The organism is Psychrobacter sp. 4Dc, from assembly GCF_002836715.1.
Lineage (GTDB): Bacteria > Pseudomonadota > Gammaproteobacteria > Pseudomonadales > Moraxellaceae > Psychrobacter.
Window position 1 is genome coordinate 66,183 of record NZ_PJAT01000076.1, and the last position, 18,253, is coordinate 84,435.

At 43.4% G+C, this 18,253-nt stretch carries 14 protein-coding genes; 5 read left to right on the plus strand and 9 right to left on the minus strand.

The annotated features are described in order from the left end of the window. Nucleotides 1-90: 90 nt before the first annotated feature. On the minus strand, nt 91-402 hold the full coding sequence (locus CXF61_RS04605) for a YbeD family protein (RefSeq protein WP_413775325.1): 312 nt from the start codon (nt 400-402) through the stop codon (nt 91-93). Between the two features lie 255 nt (nt 403-657). Next, the gene (locus tag CXF61_RS04610) at nt 658-1,584 is read right to left on the minus strand and encodes a bestrophin family protein (RefSeq protein ID WP_165597329.1); all 927 of its coding nucleotides are present in this window, start codon (nt 1,582-1,584) and stop codon (nt 658-660) included. Between the two features lie 622 nt (nt 1,585-2,206). Between CXF61_RS04610 and CXF61_RS04615 the strand changes: the two genes are divergently transcribed. Further along, entirely contained in the window at nt 2,207-3,745 is a 1,539-nt protein-coding gene (locus CXF61_RS04615) for a SulP family inorganic anion transporter (protein WP_264755664.1), read from the plus strand. 271 nt (nt 3,746-4,016) lie between these two features. Here the strand turns inward: CXF61_RS04615 and CXF61_RS04620 are convergent, their stop codons facing one another. Next, complete coding sequence (locus CXF61_RS04620; RefSeq protein ID WP_165597330.1) at nt 4,017-4,325, minus strand: ArsR/SmtB family transcription factor; 309 nt, start codon at nt 4,323-4,325, stop codon at nt 4,017-4,019. Nucleotides 4,326-4,789: 464 nt separating this feature from the next. Here CXF61_RS04620 and CXF61_RS04625 point away from each other — a divergent pair, with 464 nt between their 5' ends. Both CXF61_RS04625 and CXF61_RS04630 read left to right on the plus strand, forming a co-directional pair. After that, nucleotides 4,790-5,101, plus strand: coding sequence for a transposase (locus tag CXF61_RS04625; RefSeq protein ID WP_165597331.1), 312 nt, complete (start codon nt 4,790-4,792; stop codon nt 5,099-5,101). Beyond that, nucleotides 5,101-5,979, plus strand: coding sequence for an IS3 family transposase (locus CXF61_RS04630; RefSeq protein WP_264755665.1), 879 nt, complete (start codon nt 5,101-5,103; stop codon nt 5,977-5,979). The genes CXF61_RS04625 and CXF61_RS04630 overlap by 1 nt, the downstream gene beginning before the upstream one ends. Nucleotides 5,980-6,119: 140 nt before the next feature. Here CXF61_RS04630 and CXF61_RS04635 read toward each other — a convergent pair whose 3' ends face one another. From CXF61_RS04635 to CXF61_RS04655, 5 genes are all read right to left on the minus strand, one after another. Further along, nucleotides 6,120-6,914, minus strand: coding sequence for a siderophore-interacting protein (locus CXF61_RS04635; RefSeq protein ID WP_165597333.1), 795 nt, complete (start codon nt 6,912-6,914; stop codon nt 6,120-6,122). A gap of 16 nt (nt 6,915-6,930) precedes the next feature. Further along, nucleotides 6,931-7,374: a MarR family winged helix-turn-helix transcriptional regulator gene (locus CXF61_RS04640; RefSeq protein ID WP_165597334.1), complete on the minus strand. Its 444-nt coding sequence runs from the start codon at nt 7,372-7,374 to the stop codon at nt 6,931-6,933. 352 nt (nt 7,375-7,726) lie between these two features. Next, complete coding sequence (rpoD, locus tag CXF61_RS04645; RefSeq protein ID WP_101204784.1) at nt 7,727-9,649, minus strand: RNA polymerase sigma factor RpoD; 1,923 nt, start codon at nt 9,647-9,649, stop codon at nt 7,727-7,729. Nucleotides 9,650-10,178: 529 nt separating this feature from the next. Beyond that, nucleotides 10,179-12,404, minus strand: a complete 2,226-nt coding sequence (locus CXF61_RS04650) for a DNA primase (protein WP_165597335.1) — start codon at nt 12,402-12,404, stop codon at nt 10,179-10,181. Nucleotides 12,405-12,546: 142 nt separating this feature from the next. Then, complete coding sequence (locus tag CXF61_RS04655) at nt 12,547-13,728, minus strand: outer membrane protein assembly factor BamD (protein WP_134292148.1); 1,182 nt, start codon at nt 13,726-13,728, stop codon at nt 12,547-12,549. 758 nt (nt 13,729-14,486) lie between these two features. On the opposite strand from CXF61_RS04655, the gene CXF61_RS04660 reads away from it, so the two are divergent. Further along, complete coding sequence (locus CXF61_RS04660; RefSeq protein ID WP_227526598.1) at nt 14,487-15,722, plus strand: RluA family pseudouridine synthase; 1,236 nt, start codon at nt 14,487-14,489, stop codon at nt 15,720-15,722. A gap of 40 nt (nt 15,723-15,762) precedes the next feature. Continuing rightward, entirely contained in the window at nt 15,763-16,641 is an 879-nt protein-coding gene (locus CXF61_RS04665) for a purine nucleoside phosphorylase YfiH/LACC1 family protein (protein ID WP_165597336.1), read from the plus strand. 235 nt (nt 16,642-16,876) lie between these two features. On the opposite strand, the gene CXF61_RS04670 is transcribed toward CXF61_RS04665, so the two are convergent. Next, nucleotides 16,877-18,130, minus strand: a complete 1,254-nt coding sequence (locus tag CXF61_RS04670) for a YeeE/YedE family protein (protein WP_165597337.1) — start codon at nt 18,128-18,130, stop codon at nt 16,877-16,879. Nucleotides 18,131-18,253: the final 123 nt, after the last annotated feature.

The window sequence follows — 18,253 nt, forward strand, 5'->3', positions numbered from 1 at the left end:
GTACATCAAACCACAAAAAATCGCCACCCATATCTTATTACTAGCGAGTGACGATTTGGACTAAAAAGGCGTTAAAGTTTTCTATGCGACTTATAAAACAATACGAACCGTTTTTGCATTATCGAGTGAGGCATAAAGCGCATTTACTTGCTCCGCAGCAGTTAGGTGCAAATTAACCCGTGCTGAGTGAAAACGACCCGTTTTAGACGGCTTAACTTCGATAGACGCCAAATCAAAATCAGGGAATTGGCTACCCAAGATCAGCTTGATTTCATTAAGCAGGCTCTCGTGCTCACCTTCATGACCAATGATGCTGAGTGGGTAGTTCATTGGGAACTCCCAAAGCTCAGGATTTTGAATGTCTGTTTTTTTGCCTTTTAGAACGCCTTTATTCGGCGTCAGATCAGTGACTTTCACTGATGGCTGATTGCTGGTTGGGTTATTTACATTGTTGTCGACGTTGTCGTTGTTATTTTTTGAATCATCACTCATGATATGAGCCTCGCTTTTATAGATAATATTTTTGAATAAATCAGCTGGTTAGAGTAGAGATTTTACCTACAGTACCTTTGTCTGCTATTTATAGTGGCGTGCGGTAGATTATTCAAGTTACGTTTGCCGCTCGTTTATTGTATGGCGCTTAGATGACGGCAATATTTACGGCAAATAACCATCAATAGGCATAATATCAGTCGGCAGATTGGTTTCTCCCAGCGCTTCTCGCAGATTGATCTCGATAGTGCGGGACAATGCCGTCAATGGAAGTTGGTTGGCTGCCAAACCAAACGGCTCTTCTAGCTCTTCACTCAATGCATCTAACCCAAAAAACGTATAAGCAATCACGGCACAAACCAAGGGCGTTGCCCAACCAAGCGAGGCGACCAAGCCAAAAGGCAGCATGATGCAATACAAGTAGGTCGTACGATGTACCAGCAGCATATAAGCAAAAGGTAGCGGTGTGTTATGAATGCGCTCGCAGGCTGCCAAGACAATCGTCATAGAGGTCAGGCGCTCATCCATGTTTTGGATGACTTGCTCTGAGACCAGTCCTTGACGCCGAATATCGCCGAGATGCTTACCCATGAGGCGCATTATATGGTCAGGGACATTTTTTGCTTGGCGCATACGATCATGATGTATGGATGCGACAAAGGGATCTATGTCCGCCCAAGGTGGCGTACCACGCAGCCTGTGGCGTACAGCATGTGCAAAAGCAATGGTCAGATATACCATGGTGCGCTGAGTCTCACGACCATGCTCGTTATCATCATCTATAAAGGATAGGACTTGGCGCGTTAAGCTGCGAGCATCATATACCAACTGGCCCCATAGCATCCGTGCTTCCCACCAACGCTGATAGCTGGCATTATTTCGAAATCCCAAAAACAGCGATAATGCAATCCCTAATAAGGTAAAAGTGGCGATACCATAATAAGGAAAAGAGTCAGGAATCCAGTGTTGAATAATGGTAATGGCTGTACTAAGGATGGTAACCAATAGCAGCTGCGGATATATTTTTGGAATGATTGAACCGCGAAGGGCGAAAAATATCTTAAACGGGTGGGGTGTTTGCCGGACAATCATGTCAGCTTCCTAGCGATGGGGTATATGGAGACACTCTTCAATGTCTCGTGTAATTCTAATACAGAATCAAGATCTGTAAAGCCCAAAAGACTATAAATTTATTCAAACTAAGAAGTAGGGTGGTCACTTAAGCTCGGTAATTGGGATAGCCAAAAAGTTAAATCCTCGCCAAAAGGGAGATGTTTTTATTAATCCACTTTATGTATGTTAAAATGACGCAAGATATCACTCTTTAACTCTATAAAAGCTGTTACCACAAAGATGAATACGCCACCCTAGCTGACCCTCTCCTCAGTAATGATTGCTTCCTATAGCAATTACTCTCATAAAGCGTCTAACGCTTTTTCTTGTGCGCACGCACTGCTTTAACGTTTGTATCACTATTCGATATATCTAGTGGATCGTGAAAATTGCATCACTAAAAGTACGTTATGACGACAACTCGCTAACTATGATCGTTCACATTTTTATATTTATTATCTAATAGGTAATGAGCAACTTGTCTAGATGGCAATGTGCTTAGATAGAAATGTGTCAGACTTTTCATGTGAGCTGATTTTTAACTACTTTTTAGATGCTTTCCAATTAAATGTTTTCCAAATAATGATTAGATACCTCGTTTATTGACAGACTAAAGCAGTTACCCAAAACTGAGTTAAATACGTTAAATACAATTAAAGAGCATTGGCTATCCAATGCGCGCGGCGATGTCTTGGCTGGCATGGTCGTCGCTTTGGCGCTTATTCCTGAAGCGATTGCGTTTTCTATCATTGCTGGTGTCGATCCCCAAGTAGGGCTTTATGCCTCATTTTGTATCGCAGTAGTGATTGCGTTTGTCGGCGGTCGTCCAGCGATGATTTCGGCGGCGACGGGTGCGATGGCGTTACTAATGGTGACGCTGGTCAAGGATTATGGATTGCAGTACTTGTTAGCAGCCAGTGTGCTGACAGGTGTTATACAGATTATATTTGGCTTCTTAAAGCTGGGGAATCTGATGAAATATGTGTCGCAATCTGTGGTACTGGGCTTTATCAATGCCTTGGCTATTTTGATTTTTATGTCACAGGTTCCTGAGCTGATGCCGCAGGCAGGTTCAAACCTAGTACACGTATACGGTCTTGTGGCGCTAGGTCTAGTCATTATCTATGGCTATCCATATATTCCAAAGATCGGTAAAGTGATTCCATCGCCATTGGTCAGTATTGTACTAGTTACGGCTATAGCTATCTTATTAGGTGCAGAGGCTCGAACCATCAATGATATGGGTCAGCTACCTGATACCCTGCCGATGTTTTTGATACCTGATATCCTGTTGAACTTAGATACGTTGATCATTATTTTCCCGTACTCTATCAGTTTGGCGATAGTGGGCTTACTTGAGTCTATGATGACCATGACTATCGTAGATGATTTGACCGATACCAAAGGCGACCGTACGCAAGAGTGTAAAGGCCAAGGTATTGCCAATGTGGTTAGTAGCTTTTTTGGCGGGATGGCAGGCTGTGCGATGATTGGCCAGTCGATCATCAATGTCAAATCAGGTGGTTATACACGTCTTTCTACCTTAGTTGCAGGCATATTTTTATTACTGATGGTGGTGTTTTTAAGTGATTGGTTAAAGATTATTCCAATGGCCGCATTAGTCGCTGTGATGATTATGGTGTCTATCGGTACTTTTAACTGGGGTTCCTTTAGGGAGCTAAAAACCAAGCCACTGCAAAGTAATTTGGTTATGATTACGACCGTTGCTGTGGTGGTCGCAACGCATAACTTGGCCTATGGCGTATTGATTGGCGTGCTGCTGTCAGCACTGTTCTTTGCCAATAAGATTGAGCGCTATATGAGTGTGCATAGTCACATGGATGAAGCAGCGCAAACGCGTTATTATCGAGTTGATGGACAAGTATTTTTCTCATCAGCAGAGCGTATGATTGATTCCTTTGATATTAAAGAGTCTGTCTCTAACGTGGTCATTGATGTATCGCGCGTGCATTTTTTGGACGTGACAGCAGTCGCCGCCATAGATAAAGTGATTATTAAATTTCGCCGTGAAGGCACTGAGGTAGAGCTCATCGGTTTGAACGAGGCGAGCCAGGCGATGATAGACAATTTCGGTGTGCATGATAAGCCAGATGCTGAGCAAAGCTTAGGCGCGCATTAAATTAGCTATGTATCAATAGTGTCATATTGACAAATACAAAAAAGCTGAGTATATCTCGGCTTTTTTTATGCAGATTAAAACCTGATTAGAAGACTATATTCTTTTATGGATAAAGTTTTTACAAGCTAATAGGATGGCAGAAGAGAAGGAATAGCTAGAAGGGAAGAAGTACTGGTTTGGATGATGCGGTATGAAGATAGTTAATCGTTATATTGAAGTATCTAGATGTTCTAGATTAGATCAAAGTGACTCTAAAGATTATGAGAAATTTTTAAAGCTTTAACAGCTCTTTTTCAACTTCATTGAGAAATGCTTCGATGTTAGCTTCATGACGCTGATAAAACGTCCATTGTCCATGGCGTTCGGACGTAACCAATCCTGCTCTTTTTAACACACCCATATAGTTTGAAATGGTTGACTGCGACAATCCAGCTTTTTCTTGAATGTAGCTGACGCATACTCCATCCAAATTAGCATGCTCTGGTAATGACGCTGGAAAGTTCGACCTGTCCTTCAACCACTTTATGATTTGACGACGCATGGGGTTGTTAAGTGCAGATATTATGTTTTCTGTATTCATAAAATGTGTGATATCGATACCTAGTTAATAATCAACAACTGTCAGAGTGGAACATTGGATTTTTAGCTTACTCATTATGGGTCTAGACACCAAAACGGAGTAGTGTTTATTTACCGCCAATGTGTCAACCATATACAAATAAACGGCTACTAGTAGCATACAGCTTATAACTAGCGTTTATCTGCTGACTATACGTTTCTATAACAGTAGAGTATACAGCCAAAACTAGATTAATTATGACAGTTGTACTGTCTAGTCATCGGAATATTGTCGAATAGTAACAATATATGACGGGTAAAAAAAGATTGTTTTAAATCGAATCTAACAGTAAACGTTGTTACGACTGACTTATTAAATACACGTTAGTTCTTTGCCAAACCAGCAGTAAAATAGTATTAGTGTAGTGGCATAATAAACTTGGACAGCTGCTAAGAGGTTATACTAACCCAAAGAAGGAAAATAGTATGACCAACAAACGCAACCAATATACCCGAGAATTCAAATTAGAAGCCATCAGCTTAGTTGTTGACCACAAACGTAAAATACCTGACGTGGCCGATTCTTTAGGAATAGGTAAATCCACTCTGCAGAAATGGCTGAGTCAGTACCGTCAAGAAATGAGTGGCCAAGCACCTAAAGTCGGCAATGCTTTAACGGATGAACAGCGCGAGCTTCAAGAGCTGCGTAAGCAGGTTAAACGACTCACTATGGAGCGCGATATTCTAAAAAAGGCTTCCGCTCTGCTGGCATTGGACAGCCTGAACGGCTATCGCTAATTAGTCAGCTTGCAGAGCAAGACAAACAGGTCAATAAAAGCCTTCTGTGCAAGCTGTTTGGCGTGATGAAAAGCAGTTACTACTATGGACTAAAGCCCAAGCCAATTAGCCTTGAAGCCGTCAAAATCAAAGCCTTAATACGCCAAATATTCAACGATTCAAAGCACTCAGCAGGCGCTCGTAGTATTGCCGCCATCATGATGAATGAACACGGCATCAAGCTGACCCGTTATATGGTAGGTAAACTTATGGCGCAGATGGGGCTTAAAAGCTGTCAATTGAAGACGCATAAATATAAGCACGCTGATAACACGCATAAAATCCATGGAAACCTATTGAACCGTAACTTTAGCCCAACAGCACCCAATCAAGTCTGGACGGGCGATGTGACCTATATTCGCATCAAAGGCGGCTGGTGTTATCTTGCTGTGGTGTTAGATTTATATGCTCGGCGTGTAGTGGGCTTTGCGGTGTCAGATTCGCCTGACAGCATACTGACAACCAAAGCGCTGCAGATGGCGTATGAGACGCGCCTAAAACCAAGTAATGTGCTATTTCACTCTGATCAGGGAACCCATTACACCAGTAAGACATTTGCTGAATCCGTTGCTAGTTGTAATGGCATGACGCAAAGTATGAGCCGTCGCGGAAACTGTTGGGATAACGCCCCAACCGAACGATTCTTTAGAAGCTTTAAAACAGAATGGATGCCAAAAGGTGGTTATGAGAATATCGCTGAGGCTAAAAGCGCCATTGCTGATTATATCTGGGGCTATTATCAAACCGTGAGACCGCATACTTTCAACAATTATTTAACACCGCTAGAAAAAGAGAAACGCTACTTTAACAAAAACCTCTTATCAGGTGTCCTAAATTAGTTGACCACTATAAACGGTGTTTTTTTAGTGCCATCATTCTTAGCGCTACCACTTTTAGAACCATCAATGAGCAGGGTCTCGGTATTTACTGGCATAGTATTTGGAGCCATCGTTATTTTCCTATCATAAAGAGCGTTTAATTAGTCGGTGTTTTTTTCTGCCTGTCGATCGCTTACAGATTGGTCTTCTGCAACACCTGCTTTCCAGTAAGAAAAGGCATATAGCTCATCCTTAGACCACTGTTGCTCGACCTTTAGGTAATGACGCAAGGCTTTGACAGATGAGAATTCGCTAGCGATATAAGCAAAACGGCTCTGTTCTACAGTTGGTAATGTGAGAGATTTTACTGTGTCGATTAATTGACTGCCTTGTGTTGGATCTGGGTTATGTAACCATGTCATGTTGATGTTGGCTGCTGTCGGCAATTCTTGCTCATCTTCTGTACCGTGCACTTCGATGATGCATTGACCAGTCGCACTGTCAGGCAAGCTTTCTAATATCGAGCCGAGCACTGGTATCGCTGTGGCATCGCCAATCAGTAGAAAATAATCTGCATCGGGACAAAGCGCTTTGGTTTTAGGCTTCATTAAGATACCGATCTCGTCGCCAACCTCAGCATGAGTGGCCCAGCCTGAAGCGGGCGCCTCATCACCATGAGCGACAAAATCAATCCAGATCTGTTGTTTTGCTACATCAGCGCCGCGATGAGTATAAGTGCGAACTACAAAAGTAGTATTGTCATTTAGGTCAATTGGCTGAGCTTTATCGACAGGGATAAGTACTTTGTTATTTGCGCCAACAGTCATGGTCGCGATATTGGCAATAGTATCTGCTTGGCCTGTGAGGTATATACGAATGTAGTGCGAAGTAATCATTTGCTTGTGAGCAACGGTCATGATTTCACGCACTGGTTTTTGATTTATTGTGTTATTCATATGGATCTTTCCTTACTTATTTATCGATAGTCTTGCTGGTGCTAACGTTGTCTATCATGGTGCGACTGACACGGAAAAATAAGGCAAGCTCTACGAGGCTTAAATCTTTCGTTAATTGCTGTCTTGTCCATTCTTCTGCTGCATCAAGCTTTGCCATAATTTCTTCGCCTTTAGAGGTCAGCTGTAGTAATTGGCTGCGACCATCAAGCGGGTTATCTGTCTTCAAGATTAGCTCAGCTGCTAAAAGGTCATTTAAGGCACGAGTGATTTGCGCTTTGTCTCGCTGTATATGTTTAGAGATTGATAGCGCAGTGCTATTCGGGTTATAGCAGACACCTTTTAAGGTTCTGATATTAGTAACGGACAACTCGACACCTTGCTGACGAATGCCTTCTAGCAGTAGATTGGTATAGGTATGCATCAATTGATGTAGTGTTTCGCTCAATGAATTGTTAGACATAAAAACTCTTTGATATAGTTGATAGAAGCAACTATATAGAATAAGGTTGATAGTGTCAACTATAAAGTGGTTTTTGAAAGAGTGTGTCTATCTATAATTTGATAATTTTGAATAAGAGAAGATAGTAGAAGGTAAAGAAAATAGGGGTGTACATTGAACAAGGAGCGCTTGGGTTAAAGAGATCTATGACTAGGAGGCTATGCAATTATGGAGCTTTGTAATTAATAAATACAGTAGTTAATAATTTCTAGAATTAAAAAGCAGGCACAAAAAAAGCTGAGACATGCTCAGCTTTTCTATTTCTAGCAACTATCTGAAACCTATTAACTAGGCTCAGTATTTCTCTGAGAATCTAATCATTTTCAAGGAAAGAGCGCAAGTGCTCAGAACGTGATGGATGACGCAATTTACGCAATGCTTTTGCCTCGATCTGACGAATACGCTCACGCGTTACATCGAACTGTTTACCGACTTCTTCTAGAGTATGATCGGTTGGCATATCGATACCGAAACGCATTTTTAGGACACGCGCTTCACGCTCAGTCAGGTTGCCGAGTACATCACGAGTCGCTTCTTGCAGACCAGCAGCAGTCGCATCATCGACAGGGCTTGAGATCGTACCATCTTCGATAAAATCACCTAGGTGCGAATCTTCATCATCACCGATCGGAGTTTCCATAGAGATAGGTTCTTTGGCAATCTTCAACACTTTACGGACTTTAACTTCGTCCATCTCTAAGCGTTCGCCTAATTCCTCAGGTGTTGGCTCGCGCCCCATTTCTTGTAGCAATTGACGTGAGACACGGTTGATTTTGTTGATGGTCTCAATCATATGCACAGGAATACGAATGGTGCGCGCTTGGTCAGCAATAGAGCGGGTAATCGCCTGACGAATCCACCATGTGGCATAGGTCGAGAACTTATAACCACGGCGATATTCAAACTTATCAACGGCTTTCATCAGACCGATGTTACCTTCTTGGATAAGATCCAAGAACTGTAGACCACGATTGGTATATTTTTTGGCGATAGAGATAACCAGACGTAGGTTAGCTTCAACCATTTCTTTTTTCGCGCGGCGAGCTTTTGCTTCACCAACAGCCATGCGACGTGCCACATCTTTCATATCGTGGATTTTCATATCGAGCTGCTGCTCATAATCACGGATACGACGTTGTAATAAAATAACGTCATCAGTGACTTTTTCTAGCGTACCAGCAAATGCAGGCTTACCTTTGATACGTTCAATCAACCAATCAACGTTGGTTTCATTGCTAGGGAAGGTCTTACGGAACTCTTCACGCGGCATACGACCACGGCGAATCACCAAACGCATGATCTGACGCTCTTGCTTACGCACGTCATCATAGACGTCATGCATGATAGCCATGACTTGATCTGACAAGCGGTTGTTTAGCTTCAACATCATAAAGCGTTCAGCAAGTAGGGCATACGCGGTATCAGCCTGTACGCTACCACGGCCATAATCAAGCAATGCTTGCTTGGCTTTAATAAATAGATGCTCGATCTCTTCTAGGCGTAAACGAACTTCTTCTGGATCAAGACCGCTGGTTTCTTCTTCAGCTTCGTCTTCAACGTCATCTTCATCTTCGTCGTCATTATCAAGCGCGGCTGCTTTCGCATTGACCTTAGCTTTGATAACCGGTGGGTTTTCTTTTTCTTCTTTGATGCGTTCACGCTCTTCTTTCGCCGCTTCCTTTGCTTCTTGAGCTGCGATTTTGTCTTCTTCGGTCTCAGGGTCTAAGAAACCAGTGATGACGTCAGATAGCTTTTTTTCGCCGTCTTGGACTTTTTGATACTCGTCAAGGACAAACTGTACGGTACCAGGCCAGTAAGACATGGCATGCTGTACATCACGAATACCTTCTTCGATACGCTTAGCAATGGCAATTTCGCCTTCGCGAGTTAGTAGGTCAACCGTACCCATTTCACGCATATACATACGTACAGGATCAGTGGTACGACCAGGCTCAGTTTCAACAGAGGCGAGTACTGCCGCTGCCTCATCTGCTGCCATATCATCATCACTTGAATCATCGTTCATCAAGATGTCATCGGCATCAGGAGCTGATTCAAAGATTTTGATACCGACATCGGTCAGCATTTGCACAATGTCTTCGATCTGATCGCTTTCGGTAATAGAGTCGGGCAGCTGGTCATTCACCTCAGCGTAGGTAAGATACCCTTGCTCTTTGCCCATTTGGATTAAGGTGGCCAGTTGAGATGTGGACTTAGAAACTGACTTATCGTTCATAAATACTCGCTTACTTGCATCGGACATTTTTATATTGTGACTCGCTATCGCTCGCTCTTTGCGTTGATCTTATCAATCGATTGATCAAAATATGGCGTAGAGGTTGTCAATAATATCAAAAATGAGTTGATATGAATAAAGGCTCAAAACACTACAATAACAATGCTGATAAACAGCTAAAAATTAGAAAAGCTAAAAAGACTTCAATACAGTACCCAAAAAAATACAGTACTTAAAATTTAATACTCAAAAATAGTATCTAAAAGCTGATACGTAAAATAATACCTAAAATTTGTGCTTAACGATGCATGCTCACAATCATTCACCAAGCAGTGCTGTCAATATACAGCGACACAGTTTAACACAGACCACAGTCGTCAAGCACGAGCTAGTGATAGCTACCGACCATTTTTTACTGATTATTTGCCATCAGCTAAATGATTTGGGAGCGACTCATGCTACTGGGCATAATCATTAGTAGTGGGGGCAGCTGCTAGACTTTTAAAGGGTCAACATTTGAAATTAAACATTAAGACTGCACAGTGACCATCTGGGCAGATTGCTCTGCCTGCTGTGCGCGTAGCCAATCATTTAATAATTGGGTTTGTTTACGGACGATCGCAAGCTTAATATGATCTGGGTTCTGTATCAGCTCTTGTATTTTTTTCTTCATGTTGCGCTCAAGCAGCTGGCTGACTAGCTCTTCGATCAGGCCATCAAGCCCCAAAATATTGCGCGCAGTTAGCGCTTTATAGAAGCCGCCCCAATTACGGCTGAGCATGTCTTGGGTCGCAGGCTTTACGTTCGATAAGATAAAATGCGCCGCTGCATTGACATCTTTTGGTAGGTAATTAAGACAGCGCTTGATAGTGCTTACGATGTCTAGCAGGGCAGCATCTTGCAAGTCTTCCCAAGCAAGAGGACGCAGGGTGTCAGGTGATGCTTTTTGTTTGATATGAGCAGGTAGGTGTAAGCCATTAATCCCTGACTGTTGCCAAATCGACTCAATAGGGTCATCGATTAACGCGCGCGGCTGAAACAAAAAGCACAGCTGCAATTGCTGACTGATGGTCATATCACCATCAAAATCTAGCAGCGCATCTTTGGCCTCGACATTCTGACTGCGCCTGCCGCCAAGCTTTTGATAAACGTCATTGTTGAGCAAATAGCGAAAGCTACTGCCTTTGGGTAAAGCGGTCGTCAACGAGCGTACTTGAGACATAAGCTTGGCTTTACCTTCAGCCAGACTCATGTCATAACACTCACTCAAGTATGCAAAAATATACTGTGATAGCGGCATGGCATTAGCGATTTGCTCACGCATGGCATCGCTGCCCTGACTCTTAATAAAAGTATCAGGATCATGATTGTTAGGCAGGGTTAAAAACCGCAACTCTTTATCATCGGCCAATACAGGCAGCGCAACTTCAAGTGTACGCCAAGCCGCTTTTTGGCCTGCGCTATCTCCATCAAAGCTTAAAGTAAGCGTTGGATTGAGTGTCAGTAGACGCGATATTTGGCTTTCATTAATCGCTGTACCCATCGAGGCGATTGCCCCATAGATACCTGCTTGATAAAGGGCGATCACATCCATATAGCCCTCGACGACCAACCAACTGTCTGCGCGCTGCTGACGTGATTCATAATAGCCGTATAGTACATGCTGCTTATGAAAGACGGGCGAGTCTGAGGAGTTAATATATTTAGGTTTTACTTCGTCATCGAGCGCCCGACCACCAAAGCCAATGGTGCGGCCTTGATTATCACGAATTGGGAAGATGACTCGGTCGCGCAATAGATCGTAGTCGCGGCCAGACTCTGATTGACGTACCAATCCTAAGGCTTTTAGACCCTCAATATCCTGCGGAAATTGATGCTCAAGATGCTGCCAACCAAATGGCGCATAGCCAAGACCAAAGGTCTCAAAGATATCTTCTGTAATACCGCGCGATAAAAAGTAGTGTTTGGCATGGGGATGCGTGGTCAGATTGTGCTGATAGAACTGCTGGATTTGCTCTAGCAGCTCATACAGGTTGCCATCTTTATCATCGCTTTGCTCAATGTTATGAGCATCATGCATACCAGCGCTAGTATCGGTATCTGTCAGCCATGCTGGCGGATAGCCACTGTCATCTGAATGGTTTGGTGAATACGGCTCTGAGGAATACGAGTCTATCGAATAGGGCGCTGAATCATACGCCTCTAATGGTGGAAAGTTCTCGTAGCCCTGATTGTCATCGTAGCCCTGATTGTCATTATAAATGGGCTGGTCGATGTAGTTTTGGTCGCTTTGGGTGACATTGTCTTGATAAATGTCTTGACGATTATTTTGATGGTTGTCTTGATTTGTACCGTCTTGGCTTACTTTGCTATGTTCTACAGTTGGGCTAGGCACATTGTGAACTGGCGGCGGTGCAATAGCCTTGGGTGCGCGACGTTGATAACTAACGTTTTGCTGTTCTTCTTTGGGTACTTCAATGCCTGTTTGTTTTGATAGTTCATTGACCGCTTCAATGAATGTCAAATTCTCATAATCACGCAAAAAACTGATGGCATTGCCACCGACGCTACAGCCAAAGCAGTGATAGATGTTTTTTTGTGGATTGACATAAAAGGAAGGCGATTTTTCACCGTGAAAAGGGCAGCAGCCTTTATATTCACTACCAGCGCGTTTAAGCGTGGTGTGTTTGCCAATGATGCTGATCAGGTCAGCTTGGCTATTTAGTTGTTCAAGAATATGGTTAGGAATGCTCATACAAAAAACAGTTTACCATAGGTCGATTATATTGGGGCAGAGGTAATAAGGTACTGCTAGAAAAATAAGGCCAACATAATGTTGACCTTATTATCAATGAATACAGACTGTGTTAGCTAGGCTAAGAAGAGACTTCACGTAATCAATTATTATCCATATCACTCACACTATCATCATTTAGTGTAGTGCGACGTGTTGGATTGGTATTTAGGGGATCGACGTTAGCTTCTCTTGCAGTCGAGCCAGTGCTTGATTGACTGGTTACGCGCTCAGCTGACGCTTCAGGTAGACCTAAGCCTACGCTAATACCATTACGTGCAGCAGCATTATTGGCGACTGGAGTATTAGCAGGCGTCGTGTTTGTCCCTGCTAGTCTCAACTGGGCTGCGTTACGAATCATTTGTGTCTTGGTTGCGCCGTTATACTCGCCAGATGCGACTGATTTGTCAGTTGTGTTCGAACGACCAAGCTTGCCAAAGGTGATCTTGTTGAGCCAAGTACGGTCACGTTTGGTGCTTAATTTCACACTACCGTTGCTGGTTAGCATTTCTGGATAGTTGATCTGCAACAGCGTTTTGTACTCATTGGCCAAATCGGTTAGACCAAGTTTTTCATGGCTATAGGCTAGTACTGCAAGAGCATCTGGGGTTGATTCACTCAGCGGGTAGTACTGGAATACCCATTTGGCACGGTTGACCGCCGCTACATAAGCTTCACGCTCGATATACCAATTGGCTGCGCTCATTTCGCTCTCAGCAAACTGATTGTAGATGAACGTCATACGCTGAGCAGCATCTGGTGCATATGGGCTATTTGGATATTTATTGATAAGCTCTTGGAAGTTGGCAAAGGCAATACGCAAATACGCGGTATCACGCTCAGCTTGGTTCAGTTTAAAGAGCTTTAGGCTCTCAGATGAACCTTCCATATTGGCAACGCCGCGCACATAGTAGGCGTAGCTGACTTGTGGGTTAGACGGGTAAAGACGAATAAACTGCTCAGCACTTGCTGCCGCCATCTCATACTTGTCGCCTTCGTATTGTGCATACATCATGTCAAGCAAGGCTTGCTCAGCGTACTGTCCGGTTGGGTAGAATGTGCGCAGATTGGTCAGCTCTTCGATACCTTGGATATAGTGACCTTTGTCAATCTGATTGACAGCCTCTTTATAATACCCTTGCTCTGATTTTTCAGCTGTTTCTACTGCCTCACCATCTTTGGCGCCAGTTAGATTTTTAAAAGTCTGGCAACCCACTAGATTGACGCTAAGCGCCAGTAGGGTTATTGAGGACAGTTTGATAAACGTATTGCCAACAGCTTGCATACTTCTTCTCCGACACAAGACGCATAATAGCAGCGGCGCTATCATGCTATATAAAAGGTTAGTGATAAAAAACGACGCTAAATAGTCAGCGATCCACTAGCAAAAATTTTTTATCGAATGCAGTTTTTGTTATGACGTATTGTACTGATAGATTGGGCCTGATGCATAGCGCTTGTATAGTAAGCCAGTCATAGACCACATGCATTTAACCATAATTAAACGGTTTAAATGGCAAACACGGTCAACAAAACCCAATGCTATTTTCAAACTGTATCTAAGTACGGCATTCGCATACAGTGCCATAGCATACAGCAAAACATGGCTATACTTTATAGAATAACATTTGCTACGTCTATTTTTTCGCCATCTATATTGTATAAGCAGTTTAACATGAGCGGCTGTCACGAGCGATATCGAATGTCGCTAGCATGAGTAAATATACAGTAAATTACAGCAATGTCATGTTATAGAGAGTTAAGCGAGGCATCTTACAGCATAAAGGTATGCTCAAAAATTATCAGATAGCATGCAGCTTCTATAGGGCTTATGCGTGCGACATGATACACTAGAGCGGTATTGTCTTCGCTTTTTTGTACCTTGAAGGTTGTTATCTGCTATTTATAGGCAAAAAACGATAATCAAAAAACGACAATTTTTTATACTGCTATTTATAATACTATCTTCGAAGTCACCTCACAAAACACTGTCAGGGGCTTTGCCACGTATCAATGTATCAATCTGCTATGAATAATGATGCCATGACTACCAATTTATCACCGAATCAATCGCTAGATACTGATTCATCAGCACAAGAGTCACCAATGCCAAATGAAGTTTTGAACAATAATGAGCTACCTGATAATCAATCAATGATGAGTGAGCAAGTGCATGATGATGCGCTCGATAATGAAGAGTTGCTCATCGATGATGGTAATGATCTGAACGATAGCGACATTGATGACAATGATATTGATGACAGCGATATGGACGGCGACGACGATGAAGCCCCAGTAGCGGGTCAAGCTGTACCAGTGATTGTAGATATGACGCATGTGGTCACAGAAGATCAAGCTGGTCTGCGTATTGATAAGGTCGCCTCACAAGCGTTTTCAGACTTTTCGCGGGTGCAACTCCAGAACTGGATTACTGATGGTAGTCTGCTCTATAACGGCAGTGTTCAAAAACCGAAAGTCCGTGTCAAAGCAGATGATGTATTGCATCTATCAACGACGTTACAGCAGCATGGCGAAGACCAACCAGAAAACATAGATATCGATGTTGTCTATGAAGATGATGACGTATTGGTAATCAATAAACCTGTCGGTATGGTGGTTCACCCAGGTGCGGGTAACCAAAACGGCACTTTGGTCAATGCTTTACTATATCATTATCCTCAGCAGCATCATTTACCGCGTGCAGGTCTCGTGCACCGTATTGATAAAGACACCTCTGGATTGCTATTGATTGGCAAAACCAAACCTGCTCAGATGGCACTAATGGAGCAGCTAAAAGACAAATCTGTTTATCGTCACTATAAGTGTGTGGTGGCAGGGGACCAAGCAAGTTTATCTCGTCATCGTCGTATCGATGCGCCGATTGGTCGACATCGTAACCAGCGTACTAAAATGACGGTGATGACTGCTGGCCGTGAAGCAGTAACGCATCTGCTAAATGTCACACCATTGAACGAAAATTACTGTCTACTAGATGTCGGGCTTGAGACGGGACGTACGCATCAAATTCGTGTGCATCTAAGTCACATTACTTATCCATTAGTCGGTGACCGTGTCTATGGTGGTCGTCGTCAGTTGCGTTCTGGATTGACAGAAGCTCAGCGCCAAGCTATCAATAATTTTCCGCGCCAAGCATTGCACGCCTATACGCTAGGGTTTGTGCATCCGACGACAGGTGAGGACATTGAAGTAACGACGCCACTACCTGAAGACATGCAAAAACTGATGGCAGTACTAAGCGACGGTTATTATGAAGAGTAAACGCTAACGTTTACTAGATGAGAGGTGAGAGCGAGCAGCCATGACGAACACGTTCCCGATGACAATGATTGCGCAAATTGATAATGTGGCCGTTTTTCAGACGGCTGCTTTTTTGCATGATGATATTGATGATTCTGCTGCTAAAAATCAGCGTACAGGGTTTGAGGGTCAGTCAAATTATGGCGAGCTGAATTTAGGTCTTCATGTCAATGATAATGCACTGCAAGTATTAGATAACCGCATGAATCTATTGGCTGCTATCAATGAGCAGCTGACAGGTAAGTCTGCACAGAACGAGCAGCATGCGGCTATTAATCGCTTACATTGGGTCAGCCAGGTTCATAGTAAACGTATTCATGATGTCGATGCTACTACGTTGAATATGGCGCCAATGTCTGCTGATGCGATGGTCAGTCAACAAAGCGGTCGCGGTCTGGCAATCATGACGGCAGACTGTGTACCGATTGTCTTATATCAGCCCACCAGTGGCAAAATCGCAGCGATTCATGCAGGCTGGCAAGGATTGGCCTGTGGTGTGATACAAGAGACTGTCAACCGCTTTACTGATTCAGGCCCTATACAAGCTTGGATAGGAGTGTGTATCAGTCAGGAAAACTATGAAGTAAATACAGACGTTCGCGATAAGCTATTGGCTGGGTGTATAGCCAATCAGACGTTGCCAGAGGCCCATATCGATAACTTTGTGTCGCTATTTTCTATATCGTCTTATGATGACAAAATAAAGCTGGATTTACCGAAGCTTGCTGCCATGCAGTTAGAAGCTGCCGGTGCTATAGTTGTGCATGATTTACCTGTTGACTGTAGTTACGCAAATACTCACTATTACTCGTATCGCCGTCAGACTCATATGCACCAGCCTGCCACGGGTCGGATGGCACTGGTCATCGTCCGTCGTTAGCAGCTTTATAGTCAGCGAACTACTAAACCGCTACGGTGTTACCCTCCCTAGAGGTACTATATGTACAATCTACGGTCGGCTGCCTTGTAGCTGTTTTAGATTTCTTTAACTATATAATAATGAGTAGTGGAAACAAAGTGATAAACAATAAAAAAACAGCAGATTATTCTGCTGTTTTTTTATTTGAATGCTACATTTGTATTAATACAAGGTCTGTATCAACACGACATTTGTATTAGCAAACGGAGTCGCTAGATTTTGGTACTGATAAACCAAATAAAGGACGTAAATACAGTGCCAAGAACGTACCTGCCATTGCCAGTATGCCCCAGATATAACCATGTAGGCTAAAAGAAGCGATACCACCAAAGTAAGCACCGATATTACAACCGAACGCGAGACGGGCGCCATACCCCATCATCAACCCGCCGATAACCGATGCTGCAAAGTTACCGGCAGTAATTTTAGTAAACTTGAACAAGCCACCCGCAGCAGAGGCGATAAACGCGCCAATGATAATGCCGATATTTAATACAGTGGTCGAATCTGCAAAGATAGAAGCTTCAAGAGCCGCTGCATTAGCCCCTTGCCAATAGCCCCAGCTAGCCACATCCATGCCAAAGCCGCTTGCAATTTTAGAGCCCCACAATGTAAATGCTGACGTAATGCCCCACGGTTGACCACGTGTAAGTAATGTCAGACCGTTAAGTAAAGCCAGAACGATTGCGGCAGCAAAAAGCGGCCAAGAACCACGAAAGATTCGTTTCCAACCAGACTCAGAAGGCACGGGCGCCATCTTTGGTGCGTTTCTCCTTTTCTCAACGACTAACGTCACCCATGCGATAATGCCAAATATAGCAAGCGATACCAGCCATGCCCCTGTATAGCCAAGACCTGTAGAGGTTGCCAAAGAGAAAGGCGCATAAGCGGGCATCTCTTCTGTCCAGAATGGCAAGTGATAAGCCCCAATCGTGGCGCCCACTATGAAGAAAATAAAGGTGATGAACATAACAGAGCGTCCACCGCCTACCGCATAGAGCGTACCAGAGGCACAGCCGCCACCAAGCTGCATGCCGATACCAAATACAAATGCGCCTACGACTAGACTGACCCCTAATGGCGCGACATAACCTGCGACAGGACCGCCAAATAGCGTCGTGCCATAAGCAAGGATTGGCGCAAATAGCGTGACAGCAACTGCCAACATCAGCATGTGTGAACGCATCGCCTGACCGTTACCCACTGACATCATACGTCTAAAAGCAGAGGTAAAACCAAAGCGAGCATGAAAAAGGGTATAGCCTAACAAGAGACCTATGCCAAGTAGCAATGATTGAGATATATGTTGAGTGACCAGTAGGTACGCAAGCACCATCAATCCTACGATGCCACCACCCATAATCAAGGATTTTTGTGGTGCATTTAAGGCCAAATCATCTCTGATGATAGGATCTTTTGTGTCATTTACAGGTTGAACGAGAGTAGTCAAGGTAATAGCTTCCTTATCCGATGATGTTATCAGATATCATTTTTATAAGAATTTATATGAGTATAGTTGCGCAGGTTTGCAGAATTGGAAACTGTACGGCTGTTAATTCGATTGATTTGGTTT

What these genes read in the sequence shown, in the direction of transcription:
- rpoD (WP_101204784.1), bottom strand. Translation starts at nt 9,649, where the DNA reads ATGAACGATAAGTCAGTTTCTAAGTCCACATCTCAACTGGCCACCTTA.
- CXF61_RS04655 (WP_134292148.1), bottom strand. Translation starts at nt 13,728, where the DNA reads ATGCAAGCTGTTGGCAATACGTTTATCAAACTGTCCTCAATAACCCTA.
- CXF61_RS04640 (WP_165597334.1), bottom strand. Translation starts at nt 7,374, where the DNA reads ATGTCTAACAATTCATTGAGCGAAACACTACATCAATTGATGCATACC.
- CXF61_RS04610 (WP_165597329.1), bottom strand. Translation starts at nt 1,584, where the DNA reads ATGATTGTCCGGCAAACACCCCACCCGTTTAAGATATTTTTCGCCCTT.
- CXF61_RS04625 (WP_165597331.1), top strand. Translation starts at nt 4,790, where the DNA reads ATGACCAACAAACGCAACCAATATACCCGAGAATTCAAATTAGAAGCC.
- CXF61_RS04620 (WP_165597330.1), bottom strand. Translation starts at nt 4,325, where the DNA reads ATGAATACAGAAAACATAATATCTGCACTTAACAACCCCATGCGTCGT.
- CXF61_RS04665 (WP_165597336.1), top strand. Translation starts at nt 15,763, where the DNA reads ATGACGAACACGTTCCCGATGACAATGATTGCGCAAATTGATAATGTG.
- CXF61_RS04650 (WP_165597335.1), bottom strand. Translation starts at nt 12,404, where the DNA reads ATGAGCATTCCTAACCATATTCTTGAACAACTAAATAGCCAAGCTGAC.
- CXF61_RS04635 (WP_165597333.1), bottom strand. Translation starts at nt 6,914, where the DNA reads ATGAATAACACAATAAATCAAAAACCAGTGCGTGAAATCATGACCGTT.
- CXF61_RS04660 (WP_227526598.1), top strand. Translation starts at nt 14,487, where the DNA reads ATGACTACCAATTTATCACCGAATCAATCGCTAGATACTGATTCATCA.